Source organism: Plantactinospora sp. ZYX-F-223 (genome assembly GCF_039649625.1).
Lineage (GTDB): Bacteria > Actinomycetota > Actinomycetes > Mycobacteriales > Micromonosporaceae > Plantactinospora.
On record NZ_JBDJAV010000013.1, the window covers coordinates 22,189 to 48,128 of the forward strand.

A 25,940-nucleotide genomic window follows, 5' to 3' on the forward strand; every position below is an offset into this window, starting at 1 on the left:
CGCCGGCCCCGTGCCGGTCAGCCGGTCGAGTCGTTGCGCAGCACCAGGATGGCGATGTCGTCCCGGGGCGACTCGACCGAGAAGTTGATCGCCGCCGCGCGCAGCCGGGCGGCCACCACCTCCGCCGAGTAGCCGGCCAGCGGCGCCGCCGCGTCCCGAAGCCGCTCGATGCCGAAGAGCTCCCGGCCGCGCCGCCGCTCGGTCACCCCGTCGGTGTAGAAGACCAGCGCGTCGCCGGGGCCGAGCCGCACCTCCGCGACCGGCGAGGTGATCGAGTCGAGCAGGCCGAGCGCCGTACCCCCGGAACCCACGAACGACGCCCGCCCGTCGGCGCGGACCAGCACCGGCCGGTCGTGACCGGCCAGATAGAGCGAGACGGTGAGCCGGCCGGTCCGGTCCCGGTCCACAGCGGCCAGCGCCAGTGTGCAGTACCGGCCGCCACCCCGCTCCACCAGCGTGCCGTTGAGCCGGGCCAGCGCCTCCGGCAGCGGCTTGCCGTCGCCGACCAGGACCCGGATCACGTCCCGGACCAGCCCGGTCACCGCCGCCGCCTGCACGCCCTTGCCGGAGACGTCCCCGACCACCACCAGCCAGCGATCCTCGGACAGCGGTACGACGTCGTAGAAGTCACCGCCGACCTCGGCCGCGTCCCCGGTCGGCACGTACTCGGCGGCGAACCCGATCCCCTCCACCACCGGCAGCACGGGCGGCAGCAGCGACTGCTGGAGGGTGTGCGCGACCTTGCGCCGCTCGTCGTGGATCCGGGCGTTCTCGATCGCCAGCGCCGCCCGCCGGGCCACGTCCTCCAGTACGGCGATCTCGTCCGGGTCGTGCCGGTGCCGCTGGTGCCGCCCCACCGCCAGGGTGCCGAGCCGCTGCCCCCGGGCGACCAGCGGGATGGCGAAGCCGTCCATCGGAGCGCCGATCGGTACCTGCCCCTGGCTGCGGGACGCCTCGCGCAACCGGGACTGCACCGACTCCGGACCGTCCTCCTTGAGCATCTTGTGTAGTTGCGGCAGCACCGCCTCGTCGGCGTGGGTGGCCGCGGCCAGCTTCAACCGCCCCCACTCGTCGGTGACGTGCACCGCGCACCACTGGCCGAGCCGGGGGACCACGAGCTGCGGGATCAGCGCCATCGTCAGCTCGACGTCGAGCGACTGGGCGAGCAGTTCACTTGCCTCGGCGAGGAAGGTCAGCCAGGTCTGCCGGCGTACGTCGGCCCGGCGCAGCCGGTCGTTCTCCAGGTGCAGGGAGAGCCGCTCGGCGACCAGTGCGGCGAGCGGGCGGGCGTACCCCGACGGCGCGGCGTCGAGTTCCAGCTCCCCGGCGTACGGCCGGTGCACGGTCAACGGCACCCGGAGCAGTTCGTCGCCGGGTCGGGGCTGCCGGCCGTACCGGGCCAGGAGTTGCCAGCCGGCGCCGTCGCCCCGGTCGAGGCGTACCGCCCCGCCGGCCGCGCCGACCATGTCGCCGACCCGGACCAGCAGGTCGGCGGCGAAGGTGGGCAGCGGATCGTCGGCGTACGGATCGGGGGCGGTCTGCATCAGCGCGCTCATCGCCCCGGCGCTCGGCGCGGACGGGCCGGGCGGGCCGCCGGCGCCGCCGGTGGACCCCGTCTGCCCCGCCTCCAGCGCGTGCGACCCCACGGCCGGGTCCTTGCGGTCCAGCCGGAACCAGACGCCCTTGCCGGTGGCCTGGTGGGTGGTGCCCCACCGGCTGGCGAAGTGGTCGACCAGGAGCAGCCCCCGGCCCCGCTCGGAGACCTGCGAGATGTCCGTCAGGTCGTTCCTGGGCCGGGCCGTCACGTCGTCGATCGGTCCGGCCGCGAAGTCGGAGACCGTCACGGTCAGGCCCGAGGGGTCCGCGACGACCTCGATGTCCAGTTCGGTGCGGGCGTGCTCGACCGCGTTGGTGGAGAGTTCGGTGGTGAGCAGCAGTGCCTCGTTGAGCAGTTCCTCGAGGCCGGTCTCGGCGAGTACCGACCGGACCAGGGCGCGGGCAGCCGCCGGGGTACGCCGGTCGGCGGGTAGCCGTACCCGGCGCAGTTGATCGCCGGTGCCCCCGGTGGCCGCTCCGCCGGTGCCCGTGCCGCCCGCCTCCGCTGACACCTTCCGTATCCTCCACCGATCCGAGATCCAGGCCACCCTATCCGGGCCGGGCACGTCTGCGCCGCGCTCGTGCCCGGCAGGCGGTCGGAGCGGGGCCGCGCTACGCTGAACCGTGCCCCACTTGACCGTTCTGCCCGCTTTACCTCCTGGTTGGTCCCGCCGACTGCCGCTCCCGACTCCGGTGTGCGCCGAGGGTGGCATTGGGTGGACGAAAGGCACAATGATGGGTGTGGTCGCCGCCCGCGCGGAACCGCGCGGGCGCGGCAGAGCGGATTCGCCGACCACCTGGCGGCGCGGGCCGGCCGGGCTGGCCCACCTCCTTCGAAACCTGAGCGAGGAACGATGACCACGGCGAAACAGATCTCTGCCGAGGAGCGGTCCGCCAGCGAGGACGCGGTGCTGCTCAGCGAACTCGCCGACGCGTTGCGCCGGGTCCGTCGCGGCGATCTGAAGGTACGGCTGCCCCGCCGGGCCGGTGTCGCGGGCGAGGTGGCCGACGCCTTCAACGAGGTGGTCTCCCTCCAGGAACGGCAGCACCTCGACCTGCGCCGGATCAGCCGGATCGTCGGTCGGGACGGCCGGCTCACCGAGCGGTTGGACGAGGAGGGGCTGGACGGCGCCTGGGCCGAGGGGCAGCGGGCGATCAACCAGCTCATCGACGACCTGGGCCGGCCGACGACCGAGATCGCCCGGGTCATCGTGGCGGTCGCCGACGGCGACCTCTCCCAGCACATGGCGCTGGAGATCGACGGCCGGCCGCTGCGCGGTGAATACCTGCGGATCGGCCGCACCGTCAACACGATGGTCGACCAGCTTTCGTCCTTCTCCAACGAGGTGACCCGGGTGGCCCGGGAGGTGGGTACCGAGGGTGAGCTGGGCGGCCAGGCCGACGTACGCGGCGTCGCCGGCACCTGGAAGGACCTCACCGACTCGGTGAACACCATGGCGTCGAACCTGACCTACCAGGTGCGGTCGATCTCGCAGGTGACCACGGCGATGGCCCGGGGCGACCTGTCGCAGAAGATCACCGTTTCCGCCAAGGGCGAGGTCGCCGAGCTGGCGCACACCATCAACGGGCTGACCGACACGCTGCGGCTCTTCGCCGAGCAGGTGACCCGGGTGGCCCGGGAGGTCGGCACCGAGGGCAAGCTCGGCGGCCAGGCCGAGGTGCCGAACGTCGCCGGCACCTGGAAGGACCTCACCGACAGCGTCAACTCGATGGCGTCGAACCTGACCGCCCAGGTGCGGAACATCGCCCAGGTGTCGACGGCGGTCGCCCGGGGCGACCTGAGCCAGAAGATCACGGTGGCCGCGCAGGGCGAGATCCTGGAGCTGAAGGACACCGTCAACACCATGGTGGACCAGCTCTCGTCCTTCGCCGACGAGGTGACCCGGGTGGCCCGGGAGGTCGGCATCGAGGGCAAGCTCGGCGGCCAGGCCCAGGTACGCGGCGTCTCCGGCACCTGGCGGGCGCTGACCGAGAATGTCAACCAGCTCGCCGGCAACCTCACCTCGCAGGTGCGGAACATCTCCCAGGTCTCCACCGCGGTGGCGAAGGGCGACCTGTCGCAGAAGATCACCGTCGATGCGCAGGGCGAGATCCTGGAGCTGAAGTCGACGGTGAACACGATGGTGGACCAGCTTTCGTCGTTTGCCGACGAGGTGACCCGGGTGGCCCGGGAGGTGGGTACCGAGGGCAAGCTCGGCGGTCAGGCCGAGGTGAAGGGGGTCTCCGGCACCTGGCGGGATCTCACCGACAACGTGAACTCGATGGCGTCGAACCTGACCGCCCAGGTCCGCAACATCGCCTCGGTCACCACGGCGGTGGCCAAGGGCGACCTGTCGCAGAAGATCACCGTCGATGCCCGGGGCGAGATCCTGGAGCTGAAGTCGACGGTGAACACGATGGTCGACCAGCTTTCGTCGTTTGCCGACGAGGTGACCCGGGTGGCCCGGGAGGTGGGCACCGAGGGCAAGCTCGGCGGCCAGGCCCAGGTGCGCGGCGTCGCCGGCACCTGGCGGGATCTCACCGACAACGTGAACTCGATGGCGTCGAACCTGACCGCCCAGGTGCGGAACATCGCCCAGGTGTCGACGGCGGTGGCCCGGGGCGACCTGAGCCAGAAGATCACCGTCGACGCGCAGGGTGAGATCCTGGAACTCAAGCAGACGGTGAACACCATGGTCGACCAGCTTTCGTCGTTTGCCGACGAGGTGACCCGGGTGGCCCGGGAGGTGGGCACCGAGGGCAAGCTCGGCGGTCAGGCCGAGGTGAAGGGGGTCTCCGGCACCTGGCGGGACCTGACCGACAACGTGAACTCGATGGCGTCGAACTTGACCGCCCAGGTCCGCAACATCGCCTCGGTCACGACGGCGGTGGCCCGGGGTGACCTGTCGCAGAAGGTCACCGTCGACGCCCGGGGCGAGATCCTGGAGCTGAAGGGCACCGTCAACACGATGGTGGACCAGCTCTCGTCGTTCGCCCACGAGCTGACCCGGGTCGGCCGGGAGGTCGGCGTCGAGGGCAAGCTCGGCGGTCAGGCCCAGGTCAAGGGCGTCTCGGGTACCTGGCGGGACATCACCGAGAACGTCAACCAGCTCGCCGCCACGCTGACCACCCAGCTCCGGGCGATCGCCCAGGTCTCCACGGCGGTCACCACCGGCGACCTGACCCAGCGGATCGCCGTACAGGCGCAGGGCGAGGTCGCCGAGCTGAAGGACAACATCAACCAGATGATCGTCACGCTCCGGGAGACCACCAAGAAGAACGCCGAGCAGGGCTGGCTCGACTCCAACCTGGCCCGGATCGGCGGTCTGCTCCAGGGGCAGCGGGACCTCGGCGAGGTCTGTCGCATGATCATGACCGAGGTGACCCCGCTGGTCGACGCGCAACTCGGCGCGTTCTTCCTGGCCGACACCGACGAGGCGGTGATGCGGTTGCGGCTCACCGCGTCGTACGGCTACGTGGCCCGGCACCACGACGTCACGTTCGGCCCCGGTGAGGGGCTGGTCGGGCAGGCGGCGTTGTCCCGGCGGACGATCCGGGTCGGCGCCCCGCCGAACGGCAGCCTCACGGTCCGCTCCGGACTGGCTGCCACGGCACCGGCCGACCTGGTGGTGCTGCCGGTGCTCTTCGAGGGGGAACTGCTCGGCGTCATCGAGTTCGCCAGCGTCTCGCCCTTCTCCGACCTGCACCTGGCCTTCCTGGAGCGGCTGGTCTCGACCATCGGCGTCGCGCTGAACACCATCCAGGCCAACCGGCGTACCGAGGAACTGCTCTCCCAGTCCCAGCGGCTCGCCCACGAGCTGCAGGAACAGTCCGCCGAACTCCAGCGCACCAACGCCGAGCTGGAGGACAAGGCGCAACTGCTCTCCGAGCAGAAGGGCAACATCGAGACCAAGAACCGGGAGATCGAGCTGGCCCGGATCGGTCTGGAGGACAAGGCGCAGCAGTTGGCCCGCGCCTCGGCGTACAAGTCGGAGTTCCTGGCCAACATGAGCCACGAGCTGCGTACGCCGCTCAACTCGCTGCTGCTGCTGGCCCGGTTGCTGGCGGACAACTCGGAGGACAACCTGACCGAGAAGCAGATCGAGTTCGCCCGCACCATCCACAGTGCCGGCTCCGACCTGCTCTCACTGATCGACGACATCCTCGACCTGTCCAAGATCGAGGCGGGCCGGATGGACGTCGAGCCGACCGAGGTGCGGTTCTCCGAGATCCGCAGCTACGTCGAGCAGGCGTTCGCGCCGCAGGCCGAGGAGCAGGGCCTGGACTTCCAGGTACGCATCTCCAAGGAGCTGCCGCCGACCCTGGTCACCGACGCGCAGCGGTTGCAGCAGATCCTCCGCAACCTGCTCTCCAACGCGGTCAAGTTCACCGACAACGGGGCGGTGACGCTGCGGATCGGTCCGGCGCCGGAGGGAGCGTTCTTCGACGTACCGGCGTTGGCGACCGCGCACCAGGTGGTGGCGTTCACCGTCATCGACACCGGCATCGGCATCTCGGACGACAAGCTCGGGCTGATCTTCGAGGCGTTCCAGCAGGCCGACGGCACCACCAGCCGGCGGTACGGCGGCACCGGGCTCGGGCTGTCGATCAGCCGCGACCTGGCCCGCCTGATCGGCGGCACCATCACGGTGTCGTCGGCACCGGGGCAGGGCTCGACGTTCACCCTCTTCGTACCGGACGTACTGGCCCCGGACGCGGTGGTCGCCCCGGTGCCGGTGCCGCCGATGCAGACGCCCCGGGGCGGGCTGCCCGCCATGCTGCGTACCCAGAACGAGCCGGACCGGCCGATCACCCCGGCGGCCCGGCAGCTCGACGGCGCCACCGTGCTGATCATCGACGACGACGTCCGCAACGTCTTCGCCCTGACCAGCGCGTTGGAGCTGCACGGCATGACGGTGCTCTACTCGGACAACGGGGTGGACGGGGTGCGCCTGCTTGCCGAGCATCCGGAGGTGGACATCGTCCTGATGGACGCGATGATGCCCGACCAGGACGGCTACGAGACAACCCGGGCGATCCGCCGCAACCACCGCTTCACCGACCTGCCGGTGGTGTTCCTGACCGCCAAGGCGATGCCGGGGGACCGCGAGTCGGCACTCGGCGCCGGTGCGAGCGACTACATCACCAAGCCGGTGGACCTGGACGAGTTGATCGAGCTGATGGCCTCCTGGGTCAACGGGGGCGGACGGGAGGTCGAGGGGTGAGCGCGGATGATGCGGGCACGATCCGAGGCGGGGGGACGTTCGAGTGAGCGAGCTGGCCAAAGCCCTGCTGGTCGACGACCGGCGGGAGAACCTGATGGCGCTCGAGGCGATCCTCCAGGGGCTGCCCGTCCAGTCGGTCGCGGTGGAGAGCGGCGAGGCGGCGCTGAAGCAGCTCCTGGTGGAGGACTTCGCGGTCATCCTGCTGGACGCCCAGATGCCGGAGATGGACGGTTTCGAGACCGCCAGTCACATCAAGCGGCGGGAGCGTACCCGGCACGTGCCGATCATCTTCCTCACCGCCGCCGACCGGGACGCCCAGCTCGCCCTGCGCGGGTACGCCGTCGGTGCCGTCGACTACCTGACCAAGCCGTTCGATCCGTGGGTGCTGCGGGCCAAGGTCTCGGTCTTTGTCGAACTGTGGGTGAAGACGCGGCAACTCGCCGCACAGTCCGAGCTGGTCCGGGAACGGGACAACCAGTGGCGGACGATGGCCGAGGCGGTGGACGACGCGGTGGCGCTGCTGCGCTCGGACGACCCGGCGGGGCGGGAGCGGGCGGTGGAGGTACTGGAGCAGGCGCGTTGGGGTGCGGTGGCCTGAAGGGGCCGGGTGCCTGACAAGGCCGTAGGTCGCTTCCGCGCCGTCGTGCGGGGGTTGGGGGCCGGATCACCCGCTCCGGGCGGTCAGGCTTGATCCCGACGCGGGCGATCCGGCCCCCAACCCCGACGTGGTCGGGGTGGTCGCGTCGCCGGTCGGGTGGTCGCGTCGCCGTCGGGCCGACGGTGGCGTCAGCCGGTGGCCTGTTCGTTGCGGATCATCAGGGCGGAGCGCAGGCCGGTGATGTCCAGCACCCGGAGCAGGAAGTCGCCGACGTTGGTCAGCACCAGCAGACTCTGCGCGTGGCTGGCCTTGCGACTGAGTACGACCAGGGTGCCGAGGCCCTGCGAGTCGCAGAACGTGACATCGGTGAGATCCAGCACGATTCGGGACGGTGCGTCGCCGAGCACCTCGTTGACGACGCTGGACAGCCTGGCGGCGGTGAGCATGTCGATCTCGCCGGCGAGGATGAGTGTCACCTCGTCGGTGCCGCGCTGCACGCCGATGGTCAGGTCCGCCCGGTTCACCCGTTCAGCCTATCGCGACCTAGCCGAACCGGCCTCTGACGGCCGGTCGCCCCGCCGGACGGTAAGGGGACCGGGCTCGGGTTATCGGCTGTCGGCGTGACGTGCGCGACGGCCCGAGGGGTGGGTGCCGGGCGCACAGGTAGCGCTGACAGAATGGCGGCACCGTGAGTGAGACGTACCCCGCCGGCCCCGGTCGCTATCCGGCTGCGGCACCGGCCTCCCAGGCCCTGTTCGACCGCGCCCGCACCCTCGTGCCGGGCGGGGTTAATTCTCCCGTGCGCGCGTTCCTGGCCGTCGGCGGCACGCCCCGGTTCATGGCCCGGGGCGAGGGCGCGTGGCTCTTCGACGTGGACGGGCGACGTTACGTCGACCTGGTCTGCTCATGGGGGCCGCTGATCCACGGGCATGCCCATCCCCAGGTGGTGGCGGCGGTGCAGGCAGCGGCCGCCGACGGGACCAGCTTCGGCGCCCCGACCGGGGCCGAGGTCGAGCTGGCCGCCGAGATCGTCGCGCGTACCCCGGTCGAGCAGGTCCGCCTGGTCAACTCCGGGACCGAGGCGACCATGTCGGCGATCCGGCTGGCCCGGGGCTTCACGGGCCGGGGCAGGATCGTCAAGTTCGCCGGCTGCTACCACGGGCACGTCGACGCGCTGCTCGCCTCGGCGGGGTCCGGGGTCGCTACGCTCGGCCTGCCGGACTCGCCCGGGGTCACCGGCGCGGCGGCGAGCGAGACGATCGTGCTGCCGTACAACGACGTGGCGGCGGTGGAGGCGGTCTTCGCGGCCCAGGGGTCGGAGATCGCGGCGGTCATCACCGAGGCCGCTCCGGGGAACATGGGTGTGGTGGCACCTCGGGACGGCTTCAACCAGGCACTGGCCCGGATCGCCCACGCGCACGGCGCGCTGCTGATCCTGGACGAGGTGATGACCGGGTTCCGGGTCTCGGCGGGCGGCTGGGCGCGGCTCGATCCGGTCGACGCCGACCTCTACACCTTCGGCAAGGTGATGGGTGGCGGGCTGCCGGCGGCGGCGTTCGGCGGCCGGGCCGAGGTGATGGGGCGGCTCGCCCCGGCGGGCCCGGTCTACCAGGCCGGCACGCTCTCCGGCAACCCGCTGGCCACCGCGGCCGGGCTGGCCTCGCTGCGGCTCGCCGACGCGGCGACCTACCGGCGGCTTGATGAGACGGCCGCCACCGTGGGCAAGCTGGCGAGCGACGCGCTGGCCGCCGCCGGGGTGCCGCACCGGCTCTCGTACGCCGGGAACATGTTCTCGGTCTTCTTCACCGACGCGGACGTCTACGACTACGACACCGCGCGGACCCAGGACGTGGCGGCGTTCCGGGCGTTCTTCCACGCGATGCTGGCCGGCGGGGTCTACCTGCCGCCCAGTTCCTTCGAGTCGTGGTTCGTGTCGACGGCGCTGGACGACGCCGCGCTGGAGCAGGTCGCGGCCGTGTTGCCGGTCGCGGCGGAGGCTGCGGCGGCGGCCGGTCACGGGGGGTAGGGAACGTGGGCAGCACAACGGTCGTGCACGTGCTCCGGCACGGTGAGGTGTACAACCCGGAGAAGATCCTCTACGGCCGGCTGCCCGGCTACCGCCTCTCCGAGCTGGGTGTGCAGATGGCGAAGGCGGCCGCCCAGGCGCTCGCCGAGCGCAACGTCACGCATGTGGTGGCGAGTCCGCTGGAGCGGGCCCAGCAGACGGCGGAGCCGATCGCGGCGCAGTTCGGGCTGCCGGTCGGGGTCGACGAGCGGCTGATCGAGAGCGCCAACTGGTTCGAGGGCAAGCGGGTCTCGCCCGGCGACGGTTCGTTCCGGGACCCGCGCAACTGGTGGGTACTGCGGGACCCGGTCACCCCGTCCTGGGGCGAGGCGTACACCCTGATCGCCGAGCGGATGTTCGCGGCCCTGCACGCGGCCCGGATCGCCGCCGAGGGGCGGGAGGCGGTCTGCGTCTCGCACCAGCTTCCGATCTGGACCCTGCGCCGGTACGTCGAGCACAAGCGGCTCTGGCACGACCCGCGCAAGCGGCAGTGCGGGCTGGCCAGCCTGACCTCGTTCCACTTCGACGGTGCCAAGATCGTCGGGATCGGCTACACCGAACCGGCCGCGCACCTGGTCGCCATGTCGCCGACCGCCCGGACGGCCAAGGGGGCATGAGGTGAGTCGCCCCCGATGGTCCGCCGGCCTCGGCGCGCTGCTCGCCGTCGCCGTGGCGCTGGCCGTGGCCGGCTGCTCGGGCGGCGACGGAGGCGGGAACGACTGGAAGGACGACTGCACGACCACGGACGGCATCGTCGAGTGCGCGCCGGAGCACCGCCCGGCGGCTCCGCCGGTCTCCGGTGAACTGCTGACCGGCGGGACGTACGACCTGGCCGGGGAGCGCGGCCGGGTGGTGGTAATCAATTTCTGGGGTTCCTGGTGCGCGCCGTGCCGGGCCGAGGCCGACGACCTGGAGGCGACCTACCAGGCGACCAAGGGCCGGGACGTCCGCTTCCTCGGCATCAACATCCAGGACGGGCGGGACAAGGCGAAGGCGTTCGAGGCGGCCTACAAGGTGAGCTATCCCAGCCTCTTCGACCCGCCGAGCCGGCTGGCGCTGGCCTTCGACATCCCGCCGAACTCGATCCCGGCCACCATCGTCCTCGACCGGGAGAACCGGATCGCGGTGGTGATCCGGGCCGGCACCACCCGGGACAGGCTGGAGCCGATCGTCGCCCGGGTGGCCGACGAGAAGCCGCCGGGCGGGCCGAACTGATGGCCGGGCCGGGTGCGGATCGGCGGCTGGCGCGGGCGGGCCGGAACTGCACGGTGCCGGGCGGGGCGGGCTGATGGGCGAGACCTTCGCCGAGCTGGCCGAGAGCGGGCCGGTGCTGCTGGCGATCGGGGCGGCCGCGCTGGCCGGCCTGGTCAGCTTCCTCTCCCCGTGCGTGCTGCCGTTGGTGCCCGGCTACCTGTCGTACGTGACCGGGTTGGCCGGCAGCGACCTGGAACAGCGCCGCGCCGCGACCGACCGCGCTCCGGACGGGCCGGGCGGGGAGGCGGCCGGCGGCGCAGTGGCGGTGGCGACCCGGCCGGTCCGGACGCCCCGGGCGGTCCGGGGTCGGGTGCTCGCCGGCACGCTGCTCTTCATCGCCGGCTTCACCGTCGTCTTCACCCTGACCGCGGTGCTGGTCACCGCCGTCGGGCAGGCGCTGTTCGCGCAGCGGCGACCGCTGGAGATCGGCATCGGCATCGTGATCATGGTGTTGGGGCTCTCCTACCTCGGGCTGGTCCCCGGGATGCAGCGGGAGTTCCGGATCCGCCGGCTGCCCTCGGCCGGCCTGCTCGGTGCGCCGGTCTTCGGGGCGGTCTTCGCGCTCTCCTGGGTACCCTGCGTCGGGCCGACCCTCGGTGCGGTGGTCGGGATGGGCACGGCGAGCGGTCAGGCGGACCGGGCCGCGCTGCTCGCCGTCGCGTACTGCCTGGGGCTGGGGTTGCCGTTCGTGGTCTTCGGGCTCGGCTTCTCCCGGCTGCTCGGGCTGTTCCGGGCGGTGCGCCGGAACAGTCGCTGGGTCACCCGGGTCGGTGGCGCGCTGCTGATCGCGATCGGGCTGGCCCTGGTCACCGGCGGCTGGCAGGACCTGGTCATCTGGTTGCAGACCACGTTCGGGGTCGGCGAGGTGAGCATCTGATGTCGACCGAGGAGGGGGAGGCCGTGACCGGGTCGGGTGCCGCGCCGGCCGGCGTCGCCGAGGCCGAGTCGCCGGCGGCCGGCGGCCCGACCGGGGGTGGCCAGCCGTCCCGGGTACGCCGTACCCCGCTGCCGCTGGCCCTGCTGCGCAACTCGTGGCGGCAGCTCACCAGCATGCGTACCGCGCTGATCCTGCTCTTCCTGCTGGCCCTGGCCGCGATCCCCGGCTCGGTGCTCCCACAGCGCAACATCAACATCGAGAACGTCAACCGGTACGCCGCCGAGCATCCCGACCTCTTCCCGATCCTGGACCGGCTCGGCGGCTTCGACGTGTACGCCTCGCCGTGGTTCTCGGCGATCTACGTACTCCTGTTCACCTCGCTGGTCGGCTGCATCGTGCCCCGGCTGCGCGACCACGTCCGCGCGCTGCGCGCCGCCCCGCCGCCCACGCCGAAGCGGCTGGACCGGCTGCCCCGGCATGCCGTGCTGACCGACTCCGACGGGGACCTGGCCCGGATCGCGGCGGTGCTGCGCAGGCGGCGGTGGCGGGTGGTGGTCCGCGGCGACACCGTGTCGGCGGAGAAGGGCTATCTCAAGGAGACCGGCAACCTGCTCTTCCACTTCTCGCTGATCGGGGTGCTGCTCGGCATCGGCCTCGGCTCCTGGTACGGCTGGCACGGCAACCGGCTGCTGGTCGCCGGCCAGGACAACGCGTTCTGCAATACGCTCCAGCAGTACGCGGAGTCCAAGCTCGGGCACCGGGTGGACAGCAGCGACCTGCCGCCGTTCTGCCTGGAGCTGACCGACTTCACCGCGAGCTTCCTGCCGACCGGGCAGCCGTCGTCGTTCCGGGCGACGACGCTGGTGGAGCAGGGCGACCGGGCGCCTTACCAGGCGAGCTTCTCGGTCAACGACCCGTTGCGGCTGGACGGGGCCAGCGTCTATCTGCTCGGGCACGGATACGCGCCGATCCTGCAATACACCGACCGCAACGGCGAGTCGGTGGAGAGTGACGAGGCGTTCCTGACCATCGACGGCAACCTGACCAGCGAGGGCGTGGCGTTGTTCCCGGACGTCAACCTCGACCCGGTGACCGGGGCGCGCAACCCCGACCTTCAGGTCGCCTTCGAGGGGCTGTACTTCCCGACCGCGCCGGACGCGCCGCCGTTCGTCCGCTCCACGTACCCGGCGGAGCGGTCTCCGGCGGTGATGCTCTTCGCGTACCGGGGCAACCTCGGGCTGGACGCCGGGATCCCGGGCTCGGTCTACCGGCTGGACCAGCGCCAGGTGAGCAGCGGCAAGCTCAAGCAGCTCGGCGACGGGAAGCTGCTGCGCCCGGGTGAGAAGTGGACGCTCGACGACGGCACGTCGGTGGAGTTCGTCGGCACCCGCCAGTACGTCACCATCTCGGTCCGGTACGACCCCGGCGAACGGATCGTGCTGATCAGCTCGGTACTGCTGCTGGTCGGGCTGATGCCGTCGCTGTTCGGGCGGCGGCGCCGGGTCTGGTTCCGGATTTCTCCGGCACCGGCCGACGCGACCACGACAGGTCGTAGTAGTTTGGTGGAGGTCGGTGGCCTGCCGCGTACCGAGTACGCGGGGTTCGCCGACGAGTTCGACCGGCTCGTCGCCGCGACGCGATCCGGCGGGGCGCCAAGCGACGACGTGCCGCGACCCGGCGGGGCGCGACCGGACGGGTCGCGACGTGACGGGGCGACGGAAGAGGGGACCGACTGATGGCCGCGCTGTCCGACCAACTCCTGGTGGTCACGATCCTGGGCTACCTGCTGGCGATGATCTGCCACGCCGTCGAGTACGCCTTCGGCACCCGCAGCGTCATCGGCCGGGCGGCGGCGCGACCCGAGCGCGAGCGCGAGCGCGAGCGGGTGCTGGTCGGGGCGGGTGTCGGCGCGGCCGGCGGATCCGGTCCGGTCGACGCTCCGGCGCCGGTCGCCGGGACCGGGCTCCCCGTCACCGACCCGCCGGTCCCGTCCGCCGGGCCGCGGTCGCCCCGGGCGGTGCTGGCCGGGCGGGCCGCCGTCGCGCTCACCGTGCTCGCCGCCGTGGTCCACCTCGCCGTGCTGACCACCCGGGGCATCGCCGCCGAGCGCATGCCGTGGGGCAACATGTACGAGTACCTGCTCTCGGTCACCTTCGTCGGGGTGGTCGGCTGGCTGGTGCTGCTCTACCGGCGTTCGACGCTGCGGCACCTCGGACTCTTCGTCGCGCTGGCCATGGTCCTGCTGCTGGCCGTCGCCGGGCTGGTGCTCTACGTACCGATCGTCCCGCTGGTGCCGGCGCTCGACTCGTACTGGTTCGTCGTGCACGTGGCGACGATCGCCACCTCGTCCGGCATCCTGCTGCTCGGTGCCGTGCCGGCGGTGATGTACCTGATCCGGCACGGCTACGACCAGGGCAAGCGGAGCTTCCCGTACAGCCTGGGCGCTCGGGTGCCGGCCGCCGACACGCTGGAGCGGCTGACCTTCCGGCTGCACGCGTTCGCCTTCCCGATCTTCACCTTCGCGGTGATGGCCGGCGCGGTCTGGGCCGAGGCGGCCTGGGGGCGGTACTGGGGCTGGGACCCGAAGGAGATCTGGGCCTTCATCTCCTGGGTGGTCTACGCCGGCTACCTGCACGCCCGGGCCACGCCGAGCGTGAAGCGCCCGGTGGCGACCTGGATCGCCGTACTCGGCTTCCTGACCATGCAGATGAACCTGTACGGCGTGAACATCTTCTTCGAGGGCCTGCACTCGTACGGCGGCCTCGACTGAGGCTTCCAACTCCTCCAGCGCGCGGCTATCTTCAGCCTTGACTTATATAAGCGAGGCGTAGAAGATCGGTTGTGCGTGCGGCGAACCGCGCGTGCCCACCCTGCCGCCGTGCCACGAAGGAGTTCCGCGAAGTGTCTGCGATCGCGTCCCAGAAGGTCACCCCGTTCCTGATGTTCCAGGACGGCAGGGCCGAGGAGGCGATGGCCTTCTACACGTCGCTCTTCGACGACGGCGAGGTGCTCGCCGTCGACCGGTACGGCCCCGGCGAGGACGGTGCCGAGGGGACGGTGCGGCACGCCACCTTCCGGCTCGGCGGCCAGCAGTACATGGGCATCGACAGCAGCGTCACGCACGGGTTCGGCTTCACCCCGGCGGTCTCGCTCCATGTGACCTGCGAGTCGGAGAAGGAGATCGACCACCTCTACGGTGCGCTCGTCGAGGGCGGCCAGGAGCTGATGCCGCTCGGCTCGTACGGCTTCAGCGCCAAGTTCGGCTGGGTCAACGACCGCTTCGGCATCTCCTGGCAGCTCACCCTGCCGACCGAGGCGGCCGTCGCGCAGTAGCGCCGGCTCTCTCGGCGGGTGTCGGGGGCAGCCAGCCGAGCAGGCGTACGGCCAGGGTGACCGCGTCGCTCTGTGGCTGGTCGGCCAGCGCGGTCAGCAGTTTGCGGCCCAGGTGCAGGCGCAGGCCGTGCGGATCGTCCCGGTACATGAACAGCAGGGTCAGGCGTGCGGGCTGGCACGGCCACCTGGCGCCGCAGGCCCGGCAGCGGAACAGCGGACGGATCGCGGTGTGCGCGCGGAAGCGGGCGAACGGTCGCGTCCAAGGCCCGGCCGGCCTTTCGGTCGACGGCGACCGCAACCCCGGCCGGACCACGTCGTCGGGTGGCGGCGGGCTCATGGCAGCGCCCGACCGGTCGGCCCCGGTCGCTCCGGTCGCCCTGATCGCTCCGCCTGGTCCGTCCGCCTGCTCCGGGCTGGTGTCGGCGCCGCTGCGCGGCCGATCCCGTGCGAGCCGGTCGGCGCGTTCCGGAACGGAAATCGGCTGTTCACGGCCCTGACCCTGGCCGGCGGTGGCGGCGGGTCACCGGGCACGAGCACGCTACCTCCGGCGGTCGGGAGCGGTGGCTCGGGCGTCACGACCGCAGTGCGTCCGGCGGCGGTCGGCGGTGGTGGTGGCGGATACGGCATCGGCACCAGCTCCACCGAGTCCGGGCAGCGCCAGCGCCAGCCGCACCGGCAGTACCGCCACAACCGGCGCCAATCCCGGCGGTGTGCTGCCTGGGGTCGCTGCCGACGCAGTCTCATGCCTTCTCTCCTTTGAACGGCCGGCGCCGGAGCTGAGGCCCGGTCGTTTGCGTCAGCTCCGACACCGGATCTTGTGGGCCTGGCGGCCGGCGGATGTGGAGTGCCGCAAACCGCCTCGCCACCAGCAGCTTTGTCCGGTGCGAATTGTCGGTGCAACGAATTAGGGTGAGACGGCGGTGAATTGGTTGTCCATATAGCGCGAGCGATGGCGTCGATGTCTCACTTGGACGCTGTCGAGTGCGTCATTTTGAGACAGGAGCTGACAATGGTCGAATCCGGATCGTCCGTGCCGCGTCGGCAGCTCGGTCGCCACCTGCGCCAGGCTCGGGAGGAGGCCGGGGTGACCTTGGAGGCGGCAGCCCAGGAGCTGGAGTGGTCAAGGGCGAAGATGTATCGCATCGAGGGCGGCCAGACGCTGATGCGCAAGCACGACGTACTCGCGATGTGCACTGTGTACGGCGCGACGACCGAACTCACCGAGGCCCTGGTGGCGCTCTCGGTGGAGTCGAAGTCCAAGGGCTGGTGGCACGCGTACGGCGACGTCATCCCCGCCTGGTTCGAGCTGTACGTCGGTCTGGAGGCCGCTGCCTCCCGGCTGCGCTTCTTCCAACTGGCGTTGATTCCGGGCCTGCTCCAGACCCCCGAATACGCGGCGGCGATCTTCCGGATTCAACCGGGGATCACCGAGCAGGAGGTGGCGCAGGCGGTCGCGCTGCGGATGGAGCGGCAGCGGCTGCTCACCCGCCGCAAGCCCAAGGCCCCGACGGTGGAGGTCATCCTCGACCAGGCGGTGCTGTATCGGCAGGTCCCCGACCAGGAGGCCATGCGGGCGCAGCTCGCGCACCTGGTCAACAACGCCCAGGCGACCGGGGTGCGGGTGCGGATCCTGCCGGCGAACGCGGGCGCGATGGCGGCCAATGCGGGCAGCTTCGCGATCCTGGACTTCCCGCCGGTCGGCGGCCGGCAGGTCGACCCGTCCACGGTCTACATCGAGGAGCTGACCGGCGCGCTCTATCTCGAAAAGCCGAGTGAGCTGGCCGCGTACGCTGATCGATGGGAGATGCTGAGCGCGACGGCGCTCAGCGCGGACGAGTCGGACGACCTGATAGCAACGGTGATCAAGGAGAGTTACGATGAGTGACCTGGCCGGCGCCCGGTGGCGCAAGAGCACCCGGAGCAACCAGGGCGAGTGCGTCGAGGTCGCCGACAACCTGCCCGGTGTCGTCGGAGTCCGGGACAGCAAGGACCCCTCCGGTCCCGCGCTGATCTTCACCCCCGACGCCTGGCGCACCTTCACCCGGCACATCGCGACCCGCTGACCCCGACCGCCGAACAGCAGCACCATGATTCTTGGCTAACTGTGGTTAGCGGCGCGCTGTTCAGTCCCGTGCGGCACGGCTCTGAACTGGGCACATCCGCCCGCCGGCTGCCGCGGCGGGAGTGCGGTCGTAGGCTCGGAATCATGTCCTGGACGACCTATGGCAGCTTCCTGGTCTTCGCGGTGGTGCTGATCGTGGTGCCCGGCCCGGACTTCGCGGTGGTCACCCGGAACACCCTCGCCGCCGGTCGTGGGCGGGGCTGGTGGAGCGCGGTCGGCGTCGCCTGCTCCAACGCCGTACAGGGCAGTGCGGCCGCAGCCGGGCTGGGCGCGGTGATCGTACGGTCCCAGCCGCTCTTCCAGACGATCAAGTGGGTGGGGGTCGGCTACCTCGCCTTCCTGGGCCTCCAGGCGCTGCGCTCGGCCTGGGTTGGCCGGTACGCCCCGATCGGCGGGGACCAGCCCGACCCGTCCGGGCAGGCACTCGCCGGCTGGCGGCAGGGCTTCCTGTCCAACATCACCAACCCCAAGGTGCTGGCCTTCTATCTCGCGGTGCTCCCGCAGTTCGTCGGGGAGCACGCCCCGCTGGCCGTACTGCTGCTCTTCGCGCTGAGTCACGCGGTGCTCTCGCTGCTCTACCTGCTGACGCTGGTCGGGCTGCTGCACCGGGCACGCCGGGTGCTGTCCCGGCGTCGGGTACGCCGGGCGATGGACGCCGGCACCGGTGTCGCGATGCTCGGCTTCAGTGTCCGGCTCGCCACCGAACGGGCCTGACTACCGCACCAGCCCCGCCCGCGCGGCTGAGCGGGGACGAGCCGGCCCCGGCGGAGAGCAGCCGTCCGGCAGTCTTGTTGTTGACAAGATGGGCCGTCGACAGGCAATCTTGACGGTGCCAAGTTGTGCTCCGTCGCACCGCCTCGGGGAGCCCTGTGATGTCGCCCGCCACCCAGACCACCGCCGCCATCCTGCTGATCACCGTCTCGACCATCGCCTTCGGCGGGTTGTCCCTGCTGATGCACCTGGTCCGGCGGATACCCGGCTATCTGGACAATCCCGTCCGGCGGGCGCTCTGGACCGCCGGGCACGCCCACGCGGGCGTACTCGTGCTGTTCGCGCTCGTCGCACTCCTCTACCTGGACCGGGCCGACTACGGCGACGGCATGCGGACGCTGATCCGGGTCCTGCTGGTCGCCCCGCCGATCCTGATGCCGATCGGCTTCTTCCTCTCCGTCGTACGCCCCTCCGACACCCGACCCAACAAGCTGATCTGGTTGGTGGGAGTCGGCGGGGTGAGCCTGATGGCCGGCACTCTCCTGCTCGGCGTCGGCCTGCTCTGAGGCCTCGGCCCGGGTCGGGCTGACTCGCCGTCCGGGGTCGGCACAGGCCCCGGACCGGCCGTGCCGGTGGGACCCATCGACGGGAGCCCGGTCACGGCGGGGGACCCGGCCGCGCCGCCCCGACCGGCGGTGCGACAGACTAGCGGCCATGGCGGCTCGTGGCTTCCCGTACACCGATCTCCGGGAGTTCCTCACCGCGCTGGAGGGCGCCGGCGAGTTGCGCCGGGTCCCGGTGCCCGTCGACCCGACGCTGGAGATCAGCGAGGTGGTCACCCGTACCGTCCGGGCGAACGGGCCGGCCCTGCTCTTCGATCGCCCCACCCGGGGCGAGATGCCGGTCGCCATCAACCTGTTCGGCACCGAGCGGCGGATGGCGATGGCGCTCGGCGTCGACCGGCTGGACGAGATCGGCGAGCGGATCGGCGCGCTGGTCAAGCCGGAGTTGCCGGTCGGCTGGTCCGGCATCCGCGAGGGCCTGGGCAAGGTGATGCAGCTCAAGTCCGTACCGCCGAAGAAGGTCAAGACCGCCCCCTGCCAGCAGGTGGTCTACCGGGGCGCCGACGTCGACCTGAACCGGCTGCCCGGCCTCCAGGTCTGGCCCGGCGACGGCGGGATCTTCCACAACTACGGGCTGACCCACACCAAGCACCCGGAGACCGGCAAGCGCAACCTCGGGCTCTACCGGTTGCAGCAGCACTCGCACAACACCCTCGGCATGCACTGGCAGATCCACAAGGACTCCACCGCACACCACGCGGTCGCGGAACGCCTCGGCCAGCGGCTACCGGTGGCGATCGCGATCGGCTGCGACCCGGTGGTCAGCTACGCCGCCTCGGCCCCGCTCCCGGGCGACATCGACGAATACCTCTTCGCCGGCTTCCTGCGCGGCGAGCGGGTCGAGATGGTCGACTGCCTGACCGTGCCGCTCCAGGTGCCGGCGCACGCCCAGGTCGTGCTGGAGGGCTACATCGAGCCCGGTGAGCGGCTGCCCGAGGGGCCGTTCGGCGACCACACCGGCTTCTACACCCCGGTCGAGCCGTTCCCGGTGCTGCACGTCGAGGCGATGACCACCCAGCGGGAGCCGGTCTACCACTCGATCATCACCTCCAAGCCGCCGCAGGAGGACCACGGGCTCGGCAAGGCCACCGAGCGGATCTTCCAGCCCCTCCTCAAACTGCTGATCCCGGACATCGTGGACTACGACCTGCCGGCCGCCGGCGTCTTCCACAACTGCGCGATCATCTCGATCCGGAAGCGCTATCCGAAGCACGCCCAGAAGGTGATGAACGCGATCTGGGGCGCCCACCTGATGTCGCTGACCAAGCTGATCGTGGTGGTCGACGAGGACTGCGACGTGCACGACTACGCCGAGGTGGCCTGGCGGGCCTTCGGCAACGTCGACTACGCCCGGGACCTGCTGCTCACCGAGGGCCCGGTGGACCACCTGGACCACTCGTCGTACCAGCAGTTCTGGGGCGGCAAGGCCGGGGTGGACGCCACCCGCAAGCTGCCGACCGAGGGCTACACCCGGGGCTGGCCGGAGGAGATGACCATGTCGCCGGAGATCCGGTCCCTGGTGGACAAGCGCTGGAAGGAGTACGGCATCTCATGACGGCCGTGGCGGAGTCGCCGGGGCGGGTCAAGTCCTTCCTCCGGCTGGTGACGATCGAGCACTCGGTCTTCGCGCTGCCGTTCGCGTACCTCTCCGCGCTGACCGCGATGCAGCGGCACGGCGGGCAGGTGCGCTGGCTCGACCTGCTGCTGATCACCATCGCCATGGTCGGGGCGCGGACCTTCGCCATGGCGGCGAACCGGATCATCGACCGGCGCATCGACGCCCGCAATCCGCGTACCGCCGGGCGGGAACTGGTGACCGGGGCGGTGAGCGTCCGGACGGCCTGGACCGGCGCGATCGTCGCACTGCTGGTCTTCCTCGGTGCCGCCGCGGCGCTCAACCCGCTCTGCCTGGCCCTCGCCCCGCTCGCCGCGATCCCGCTGGTGGTCTATCCGTACGGCAAGCGGTTCACCGACTGGCCGCACGCGATCCTGGCCCTGGCCCAGGCGGTCGGCCCGGTCGGCGCCTGGCTCGCGGTGACCGGCACCTTCGACGGCTCCGACCCGGCCTGGCTGCTCGGCGCGGCGGTCGGGCTCTGGATCGGCGGCTTCGACCTGATCTATGCCTGCCAGGACATCGAGGTCGACCGCCGGATCGGGGTACGCAGCGTCCCCGCCCGCTACGGCCTCCGGTTCGCGCTGCACGCGTCGACCGTCGCCCACGTGGCGACCTTCGGCCTCTTCTTCTGGTACGGGCAAATGGTCGGGCTGGGCTGGCTCTGGTGGGTCGGGCTGGCGCTGACCGCGCTCGCCTTCGGCTACCAGCACGTGCTGGTCACCCCGACCGACCTGTCCCGGGTCAACCGGGCCTTCTTCACCGCCAACGGTTTCGTCGCGATCGCCCTGTTCGTCTTCGCCCTGCTCGACCTGGTGATCCGGCTCCACCTCGCCGGCTAGCGGAGAGCGGCCCCGGCGAGCGGAGAGCGGCCCCGGCTAGCTGGACGGCTCGGTCCGGGCGCCGATGCCGTTCGGCGGCCGGTCGGGGCGGCGGCGCGGCTCGGCCCGGCCGAGCGCTCCCGCCGGGCGGGCGCCGGCCAGGGCGTCCCGGTAACGGGCACTCTCCATGGACCAGTCCATGGTGCCGCGCACCGAGTTGCCGAGCCCGTCCAGGTATTGCCGAAGGGGCCCGTCCAGGGCCGGCCCGAACGACGGCACGGCGTCGCGCAGTTCGACGAACCGTCGCATGCTGCGCTGCCAGCGCCGGACCACCGCCTCGATCGCCGCCTCGACCGGGATCCCTTCCTCCCGGGCCACCGCCAGCACCAGGTTGTGCCCGCCGGAGGTGGCCACGTCCCGCTCCAGGGAGAGCAGATCGTTGAACCAACTGAGCAGGTCGTTGGCGGTGTCGGCGACCTCGCGTACCGCCGGGTGGTGGTAGATCGCGTCCGGCACCGGCCGGCCGGTGGCGAACTCGATCAGGGCGTACGAGACGTACGCGGCGGAGGTCGCCCGGCGCAGCGGGATGTACTCGGCGACGCCGGGCAGCCGCCCGCTCGCCTTGTTGATCGCCTCGGTGACCACGCCGGCGAGGTGGTGCGCCACCGCGTCGACGAAGCGGTCCCGCCAGGCCGCCGACATCCGCTGGTACGGGGTACGCCAGGCATCCGCCAGCATCCGCCGGAGCGGCCCGTCGAACGCCTCCGGCCTCGGTGCCGGCTGGTTGGCCGCCCGGCTCTGCGGCGGGGTGGTGAGCCGGGCCGCCGGCTGGTTGGTCGACCGGGCACCTGTCGCGGCCGGCGGGTGGTGCGCGGGCCGGGACTGCGCCGCCGAGGGGTGTCCGGTCCGGGGGCCCGGGGCGGCGGCGTGGGACGGGCGGCCGGGGGTGGCCGCCGGTGCGGGCTGCCCCGACCGGGACGGCGACCCGGGCGGCGGCGGCCCGGCCGGCGTAGAGCGGAGCAGCCGCAGCACCCCGTCGCAGAGCGCGGAAACCTCGGCCGGCCGGGGGCGCCGGGTCGCGTCGCAGGCGTCGTCGAGCAGGAAGAACCAGGTGAAGAGGGCCGCGATGACCCGCAGGTCGGCCTCGCTGGCGTCCGGATACAGCCGGCCGGCGTACCGGGCGACACCGCCCCGGGCGAGCCGGTCCCGGGCCGCCGCGTCGAGCGGGCCGATGATCAGGTCTGCCCAGTCGACCAGCCACTCCTGCACCTCGTCGGCGTGCGGGCAGAGGCGTGCCGGTATCGGACACCTCAGCTCGGCCGCCCACGAGCTGATCCCGTACATGCCCGGCCCCCTTCGTCCATGCCGCGCGGGCAGACGTGAGCAGCATTGCAGTTTCCGGCCGGTCTGTGACTGCCGTCGGGTACGTCCTATTTCGCAGTAAGTGATGATCCGGTCGCTCTGCGGGCCGCCCCGCAGGTCGCGGCCGGGGCCGGTCGGCGCCGGCTCCGGTGCTTGCGGCAGGCTGGTGGGCATGAGAAGGCCGTGGGTGGTCGGCGTCTCCGGGGCATCGGGTACGCCGTATCCGGCCGCCGTGCTCGGCGGGCTGTTCGACGCGGGTGAACCGGTGGACCTGGTCGTCTCCCGGGCGGCCCGGCTGACGATCCTGGACGAGACCGGCCGCCCGTTCCGGGACGCGCACTGGAAGGACGACCTCGCTGCCTGGCTGGGCCGGGACCTGGCCGGCGCCGACGTGGCGTACTGGCCGGCCGGAGATCTCGCGGCCGGGCCCAGCAGCGGGTCGTACCCGGCCCGGGGCATGGTGGTGGTGCCGGCGAGTACGGCGGCCTGCGCCGGAATCGCGATCGGCCTCTCCAAGGACCTGCTGCAACGGGCCGCCGAGGTGAACCTCAAGGAGCACCGGCCGGTGGTGGTGGTGCCCCGGGAGACTCCGGTCACCCGTAGCCACCTGGAGCACCTGATCACCCTGCACGACGCCGGAGCGGTGGTGTTGCCGGCGAGTCCCGGCTTCTACGGTGCCGGGGCCGCCGCCTCCGCGCGGCAGCTCGTCGACTTCGTGGCCGGAAAGGTGCTCGACGCGCTCGACGTGCCGCACTCCCTGTTCCGGCGCTGGTCCGGCGAGCTGGGGGCCGATCGGGGCTGAGCGCCCCGGTGCCGACCCCCTGCCCGGTGTCGGTCAGTGAACCCTTCGACCTCAGCGTGCGGTCGTCGTGGCCGCCTCAAGCGTGCGGTCGTCGTGGCCGCAGGCTGGACGTCGGGGCGCATGCGCCGCGTTGTCCAGGCCGGAAGAAGGTTCAGTGCAGGCCGACGTTTCCGGCGCCGGCCGGGCCGGGGCCACTCGGGGTGGCGGGTCCGGCGTTGCGCGGCCGGTTCGCGAGGCCCTCGTCCACCTCGTCGAGCATGCCCTCACCCTCAAGCAGCGCGCGTACCTCCGACTCGCGGAAGCGGCGATGTCCGCCCGGTGTTCGGATGCTGCCGATACGCCCGGCCGCGGCCCAGCGTGTGACGGTCTTCGGATCGACGCGGAAGAGCGCTGCCACCTCGCCCGGCGTCAGCAGACGATCTCCAGTGTCCACAGCCCCCTCCTCGCGTCTACGAAGCCCCCGGACTGGTAGGACCGCCCCCAGAACACATGCTTGCCAGAGCCTTCGTTTAAGGGACGTACGGCAATTACAACACCGCCGGAGTGCCGTGTCCGGCAAACGCGAAACGTACCGTGTGTGAGGTTAGCCGAGACGATTTACGGCATTTAAGCGCTATGTCGGCAACAATGCTGCCGACCCCGGGCGGCCCGTTCACCCACCCGGACTAGGGTCTCAGAACGTGGACGCGATCGACCTGAGCCTCGTCGAGCTGCTGCGCGGCAATGCCCGCCTTTCGTACGCCGAGCTGGCCCGGCAGGTCGGCCTCTCCGCGCCGGCAGTGCACGAGCGGGTGGGCAAACTGGAGGCCGGCGGCATCATCCGGGGCTATCGGGCGGACGTCGAGCCGGAGGCGATCGGGCTCGGTGTGACGGCGCTGATCGGCATCGTGCAGGACTCCGGCGGGGACACCGACGACGTACTCGAGGCGATCCGGGGCATGCCGGAAATCGAATCCTGTTACTTCATGGCCGGAGTGGAATCGTTCCTGCTCAAGGCGCGAGTTGGCACAATTGCCGAGTTGGAGCAGCTCATCCTGCGGCTGAACCGGACCGCCGGAGTCGCCTCGACCCGGACGGCCGTCGCACTCTCGACGAAATGGGAGAACCGCCCCCAGCCGGTCAGCCCGTCCTGACCCGGCCGGCCGCCGGGGCGGCTTGCTACGTTCCTGGTCATGGAACAGCTCGACCGGTGCGACGACGCCGAACGCGCCTGGGTCACCGAGGCGATCGCGGCGGTGGAGGCGGACGCGAACCGATCCGCCGACACCCATCTGCTCTGCTTCCCGCTGCCCCGCCAGTGGGGGATCGAGCTCTATCTCAAGGACGAGTCGGTGCACCCGACCGGGTCGTTGAAGCACCGGCTGGCCCGGTCGCTGTTCCTCTACGGGCTCTGCAATGGCTGGATCGGGCCGCGTACCACCATCGTGGAGGCGTCGTCGGGCTCGACCGCAGTCTCGGAGGCGTACTTCGCCCGGATGCTGGGCGTGCAGTTCATCGCCGTGATGCCCGCCGCCACCTCGCCGGAGAAGATCGCGCTGATCGAGTTCCAGGGCGGAAAGTGCCATCTGGTGGACGATCCGGCCGCCGTCGTGGTCGAGGCCCGCTGGCTCGCCGAGGACCTGGGCGGGCACTTCATGGACCAGTTCACGTACGCCGAACGCGCCACCGACTGGCGGGGCAACAACAACATCGCCGAGTCGATCTACGCACAGCTCGCCCTGGAACGGCACCCGGTGCCGGACTGGATCGTGGTCGGCGCCGGTACCGGCGGCACCAGCGCCACCATCGGGCGCTACCTCCGCTATCGGCGGCTGGCGAGCCGGCTCTGCGTGGTCGACCCGGAGAACTCCGCGTTCTATCCCGCGTGGACCTCGGGCGACTGGTCGGCCACCACCGATGCCGGATCCCGGATCGAGGGGATCGGCCGGCAGCGGGTCGAGGCGTCCTTCCAGCCGAGCGTCGTCGACCGGATGGTGCGGGTGCCGGACGCGGCCTCGCTGGCCGCCATGCGCGTCGCGTCGACCGTGCTGGGCCGGCGAGTCGGCGGGTCGACCGGCACCAACCTGTGGGGCGCGTTCGGCCTGATCGCCGAGATGCGGGCCGCCGGCCGGACCGGGTCGGTCGTGACGCTGCTCTGCGACGGCGGCGAACGCTACACCGACACGTACTATTCGGACGAGTGGGTGGCCGACCGGGGCCTCGACCTGGCCGCACACCGATCCACAGTGGAACGTTTCCTGGTGACCGGCGAGTGGTCCGGATGACGGACGACCGGCCTGCTCGGGTCAGTGCCGGTGCGCCAGCCCGGGATAGTGCAGCACGTAGCCGTCGGCGTCGAGGGTCAGGTCGGCGGTGAAACCCTCGCTGGTGAACCGGACGTTGCCGCCCTCCAGCACCGTGTAGGTCTGCTCGGCCGGCACCACCTGGAGGCTGGGCACCAGCACCCAGACCGCGACGATCCGGTGCGAGCTGCCCGGTGTGGCCTCGCGCAGCCGGAGGCGGCGTACCGGAAGGGTGTTGAACAGCGGCGAGGCGCTCAGGTCGACGTCGACCGCCTCGGCGAGCCGCTCCGGCTCCTCGGTGCCGGGTAGGCCGGCGCCCGGCTGGCCGGCGGCGGCCAGCGCCGCGTCCAGGTCGCCCTGCTCGGCCGTGCTCGCCCGCCAGCGGCCGGCCGCCCGCTCCAACCGCAGCGTGCGCAGCCAGCCGGCGCCCTCGCAGCTCACCTCCAGCCCCTCCGCCGCCCAGTGCTCGTCGGTGCGCAGCTCGTAGCGGCAGGTGAAGGCGATCGGGTCGACGGCGAGCGCGGTGCCCCGGGCGGTCAGCCCACGGTGGTCGGTGGCGAGCGTGTGGTCGGCACCGGGCACGTCGGTGCGGCTCCAGAACAACGTCTTCGGCATGCTCGGCATGTCCATGGACGTTACCGCCACCGACCGACAGGA

Annotated in this window: 24 protein-coding genes; 18 read left to right on the forward strand and 6 right to left on the reverse strand. The window is 71.6% G+C overall.

Annotated elements, in window-relative coordinates:
* Positions 1–17 precede the first annotated feature (17 nt).
* Complete coding sequence (locus AAH979_RS15010) at positions 18–2,108, reverse strand: SpoIIE family protein phosphatase (RefSeq protein WP_346258710.1); 2,091 nt, start codon at positions 2,106–2,108, stop codon at positions 18–20.
* Between the two features lie 342 nt (positions 2,109–2,450).
* On the opposite strand from AAH979_RS15010, the gene AAH979_RS15015 reads away from it, so the two are divergent.
* Positions 2,451–6,821 carry a HAMP domain-containing protein gene (locus AAH979_RS15015; RefSeq protein WP_346258711.1) on the forward strand — a complete coding sequence of 1,457 codons (4,371 nt, stop codon included), beginning with the start codon at positions 2,451–2,453 and terminating at the stop codon, positions 6,819–6,821.
* Between the two features lie 43 nt (positions 6,822–6,864).
* Positions 6,865–7,419 (forward strand): response regulator, encoded by a 555-nt coding sequence (locus tag AAH979_RS15020; protein ID WP_346258712.1) that lies wholly within the window; start codon positions 6,865–6,867, stop codon positions 7,417–7,419.
* Positions 7,420–7,607: 188 nt separating this feature from the next.
* On the opposite strand, the gene AAH979_RS15025 is transcribed toward AAH979_RS15020, so the two are convergent.
* Positions 7,608–7,943, reverse strand: coding sequence for an STAS domain-containing protein (locus tag AAH979_RS15025; RefSeq protein WP_346258713.1), 336 nt, complete (start codon positions 7,941–7,943; stop codon positions 7,608–7,610).
* A 164-nt stretch (positions 7,944–8,107) separates the two neighbouring features.
* On the opposite strand from AAH979_RS15025, the gene hemL reads away from it, so the two are divergent.
* The 7 genes from hemL (at position 8,108) to AAH979_RS15060 (ending at position 14,948) form a co-directional block, all read left to right on the forward strand.
* Complete coding sequence (hemL, locus tag AAH979_RS15030) at positions 8,108–9,445, forward strand: glutamate-1-semialdehyde 2,1-aminomutase (RefSeq protein ID WP_346258714.1); 1,338 nt, start codon at positions 8,108–8,110, stop codon at positions 9,443–9,445.
* 5 nt (positions 9,446–9,450) lie between these two features.
* Positions 9,451–10,101, forward strand: coding sequence for a histidine phosphatase family protein (locus AAH979_RS15035; RefSeq protein ID WP_101368544.1), 651 nt, complete (start codon positions 9,451–9,453; stop codon positions 10,099–10,101).
* 1 nt (position 10,102) lies between these two features.
* A complete protein-coding gene (locus tag AAH979_RS15040; protein WP_346258715.1) occupies positions 10,103–10,699 on the forward strand; it encodes a TlpA disulfide reductase family protein in 597 nt (198 codons plus the stop codon).
* Positions 10,700–10,772: 73 nt separating this feature from the next.
* Positions 10,773–11,615: a cytochrome c biogenesis protein CcdA gene (locus AAH979_RS15045; protein WP_346258716.1), complete on the forward strand. Its 843-nt coding sequence runs from the start codon at positions 10,773–10,775 to the stop codon at positions 11,613–11,615.
* 173 nt (positions 11,616–11,788) lie between these two features.
* Positions 11,789–13,351 carry a cytochrome c biogenesis protein ResB gene (locus AAH979_RS15050; RefSeq protein WP_346258840.1) on the forward strand — a complete coding sequence of 521 codons (1,563 nt, stop codon included), beginning with the start codon at positions 11,789–11,791 and terminating at the stop codon, positions 13,349–13,351.
* Positions 13,351–14,385 carry a c-type cytochrome biogenesis protein CcsB gene (gene ccsB / locus AAH979_RS15055; RefSeq protein WP_346258717.1) on the forward strand — a complete coding sequence of 345 codons (1,035 nt, stop codon included), beginning with the start codon at positions 13,351–13,353 and terminating at the stop codon, positions 14,383–14,385. The genes AAH979_RS15050 and ccsB overlap by 1 nt, the downstream gene beginning before the upstream one ends.
* 131 nt (positions 14,386–14,516) lie before the next feature.
* Entirely contained in the window at positions 14,517–14,948 is a 432-nt protein-coding gene (locus AAH979_RS15060) for a VOC family protein (RefSeq protein WP_346258718.1), read from the forward strand.
* Here the strand turns inward: AAH979_RS15060 and AAH979_RS15065 are convergent.
* Positions 14,914–15,285 carry a hypothetical protein gene (locus AAH979_RS15065; RefSeq protein WP_346258719.1) on the reverse strand — a complete coding sequence of 124 codons (372 nt, stop codon included), beginning with the start codon at positions 15,283–15,285 and terminating at the stop codon, positions 14,914–14,916. The two genes, AAH979_RS15060 and AAH979_RS15065, sit on opposite strands and share 35 nt — an antisense overlap.
* 672 nt (positions 15,286–15,957) lie before the next feature.
* On the opposite strand from AAH979_RS15065, the gene AAH979_RS15070 reads away from it, so the two are divergent.
* From AAH979_RS15070 to mqnP, 6 genes are all read left to right on the forward strand, one after another.
* Positions 15,958–16,833: a helix-turn-helix transcriptional regulator gene (locus tag AAH979_RS15070; RefSeq protein ID WP_346258720.1), complete on the forward strand. Its 876-nt coding sequence runs from the start codon at positions 15,958–15,960 to the stop codon at positions 16,831–16,833.
* Complete coding sequence (locus tag AAH979_RS15075; protein ID WP_346258721.1) at positions 16,826–17,011, forward strand: DUF397 domain-containing protein; 186 nt, start codon at positions 16,826–16,828, stop codon at positions 17,009–17,011. Before AAH979_RS15070 ends, AAH979_RS15075 begins: the two co-directional genes overlap by 8 nt.
* Positions 17,012–17,154: 143 nt before the next feature.
* On the forward strand, positions 17,155–17,784 hold the full coding sequence (locus tag AAH979_RS15080) for a LysE family translocator (RefSeq protein ID WP_346258722.1): 630 nt from the start codon (positions 17,155–17,157) through the stop codon (positions 17,782–17,784).
* A 158-nt stretch (positions 17,785–17,942) separates the two neighbouring features.
* Positions 17,943–18,347, forward strand: coding sequence for a hypothetical protein (locus AAH979_RS15085; RefSeq protein WP_346258724.1), 405 nt, complete (start codon positions 17,943–17,945; stop codon positions 18,345–18,347).
* A gap of 148 nt (positions 18,348–18,495) precedes the next feature.
* Entirely contained in the window at positions 18,496–19,959 is a 1,464-nt protein-coding gene (locus AAH979_RS15090; RefSeq protein ID WP_346258725.1) for a menaquinone biosynthesis decarboxylase, read from the forward strand.
* Positions 19,956–20,858 carry a menaquinone biosynthesis prenyltransferase MqnP gene (gene mqnP, locus AAH979_RS15095; RefSeq protein ID WP_346258726.1) on the forward strand — a complete coding sequence of 301 codons (903 nt, stop codon included), beginning with the start codon at positions 19,956–19,958 and terminating at the stop codon, positions 20,856–20,858. Before AAH979_RS15090 ends, mqnP begins: the two co-directional genes overlap by 4 nt.
* A gap of 36 nt (positions 20,859–20,894) precedes the next feature.
* Here mqnP and AAH979_RS15100 read toward each other — a convergent pair whose 3' ends face one another.
* Complete coding sequence (locus tag AAH979_RS15100) at positions 20,895–22,181, reverse strand: terpene synthase (RefSeq protein ID WP_346258727.1); 1,287 nt, start codon at positions 22,179–22,181, stop codon at positions 20,895–20,897.
* A gap of 190 nt (positions 22,182–22,371) precedes the next feature.
* Between AAH979_RS15100 and AAH979_RS15105 the strand changes: the two genes are divergently transcribed.
* A complete protein-coding gene (locus AAH979_RS15105; protein ID WP_346258728.1) occupies positions 22,372–23,001 on the forward strand; it encodes a UbiX family flavin prenyltransferase in 630 nt (209 codons plus the stop codon).
* Positions 23,002–23,152: 151 nt separating this feature from the next.
* On the opposite strand, the gene AAH979_RS15110 is transcribed toward AAH979_RS15105, so the two are convergent.
* Positions 23,153–23,434: a BldC family transcriptional regulator gene (locus AAH979_RS15110; RefSeq protein ID WP_318400883.1), complete on the reverse strand. Its 282-nt coding sequence runs from the start codon at positions 23,432–23,434 to the stop codon at positions 23,153–23,155.
* Positions 23,435–23,681: 247 nt separating this feature from the next.
* Between AAH979_RS15110 and AAH979_RS15115 the strand changes: the two genes are divergently transcribed.
* Both AAH979_RS15115 and AAH979_RS15120 read left to right on the forward strand, forming a co-directional pair.
* A complete protein-coding gene (locus tag AAH979_RS15115) occupies positions 23,682–24,134 on the forward strand; it encodes an Lrp/AsnC family transcriptional regulator (protein WP_346258729.1) in 453 nt (150 codons plus the stop codon).
* 39 nt (positions 24,135–24,173) lie between these two features.
* Positions 24,174–25,265: a PLP-dependent cysteine synthase family protein gene (locus AAH979_RS15120; protein WP_346258730.1), complete on the forward strand. Its 1,092-nt coding sequence runs from the start codon at positions 24,174–24,176 to the stop codon at positions 25,263–25,265.
* Positions 25,266–25,286: 21 nt separating this feature from the next.
* On the opposite strand, the gene AAH979_RS15125 is transcribed toward AAH979_RS15120, so the two are convergent.
* Positions 25,287–25,907: a putative glycolipid-binding domain-containing protein gene (locus tag AAH979_RS15125; protein WP_346258731.1), complete on the reverse strand. Its 621-nt coding sequence runs from the start codon at positions 25,905–25,907 to the stop codon at positions 25,287–25,289.
* Positions 25,908–25,940 lie beyond the last annotated feature (33 nt).

Coding starts and splice junctions, on each gene's coding strand:
- AAH979_RS15015 (WP_346258711.1), top strand. CDS start 2,451: ATGACCACGGCGAAACAGATCTCTGCCGAGGAGCGGTCCGCCAGCGAG.
- AAH979_RS15045 (WP_346258716.1), top strand. CDS start 10,773: ATGGGCGAGACCTTCGCCGAGCTGGCCGAGAGCGGGCCGGTGCTGCTG.
- AAH979_RS15050 (WP_346258840.1), top strand. CDS start 11,789: ATGCGTACCGCGCTGATCCTGCTCTTCCTGCTGGCCCTGGCCGCGATC.
- ccsB (WP_346258717.1), top strand. CDS start 13,351: ATGGCCGCGCTGTCCGACCAACTCCTGGTGGTCACGATCCTGGGCTAC.
- AAH979_RS15065 (WP_346258719.1), bottom strand. CDS start 15,285: ATGAGCCCGCCGCCACCCGACGACGTGGTCCGGCCGGGGTTGCGGTCG.
- AAH979_RS15070 (WP_346258720.1), top strand. CDS start 15,958: ATGGTCGAATCCGGATCGTCCGTGCCGCGTCGGCAGCTCGGTCGCCAC.
- AAH979_RS15075 (WP_346258721.1), top strand. CDS start 16,826: ATGAGTGACCTGGCCGGCGCCCGGTGGCGCAAGAGCACCCGGAGCAAC.
- AAH979_RS15080 (WP_346258722.1), top strand. CDS start 17,155: ATGTCCTGGACGACCTATGGCAGCTTCCTGGTCTTCGCGGTGGTGCTG.
- AAH979_RS15085 (WP_346258724.1), top strand. CDS start 17,943: ATGTCGCCCGCCACCCAGACCACCGCCGCCATCCTGCTGATCACCGTC.
- AAH979_RS15090 (WP_346258725.1), top strand. CDS start 18,496: ATGGCGGCTCGTGGCTTCCCGTACACCGATCTCCGGGAGTTCCTCACC.
- mqnP (WP_346258726.1), top strand. CDS start 19,956: ATGACGGCCGTGGCGGAGTCGCCGGGGCGGGTCAAGTCCTTCCTCCGG.
- AAH979_RS15100 (WP_346258727.1), bottom strand. CDS start 22,181: ATGTACGGGATCAGCTCGTGGGCGGCCGAGCTGAGGTGTCCGATACCG.
- AAH979_RS15105 (WP_346258728.1), top strand. CDS start 22,372: ATGAGAAGGCCGTGGGTGGTCGGCGTCTCCGGGGCATCGGGTACGCCG.
- AAH979_RS15120 (WP_346258730.1), top strand. CDS start 24,174: ATGGAACAGCTCGACCGGTGCGACGACGCCGAACGCGCCTGGGTCACC.
- AAH979_RS15125 (WP_346258731.1), bottom strand. CDS start 25,907: ATGCCGAGCATGCCGAAGACGTTGTTCTGGAGCCGCACCGACGTGCCC.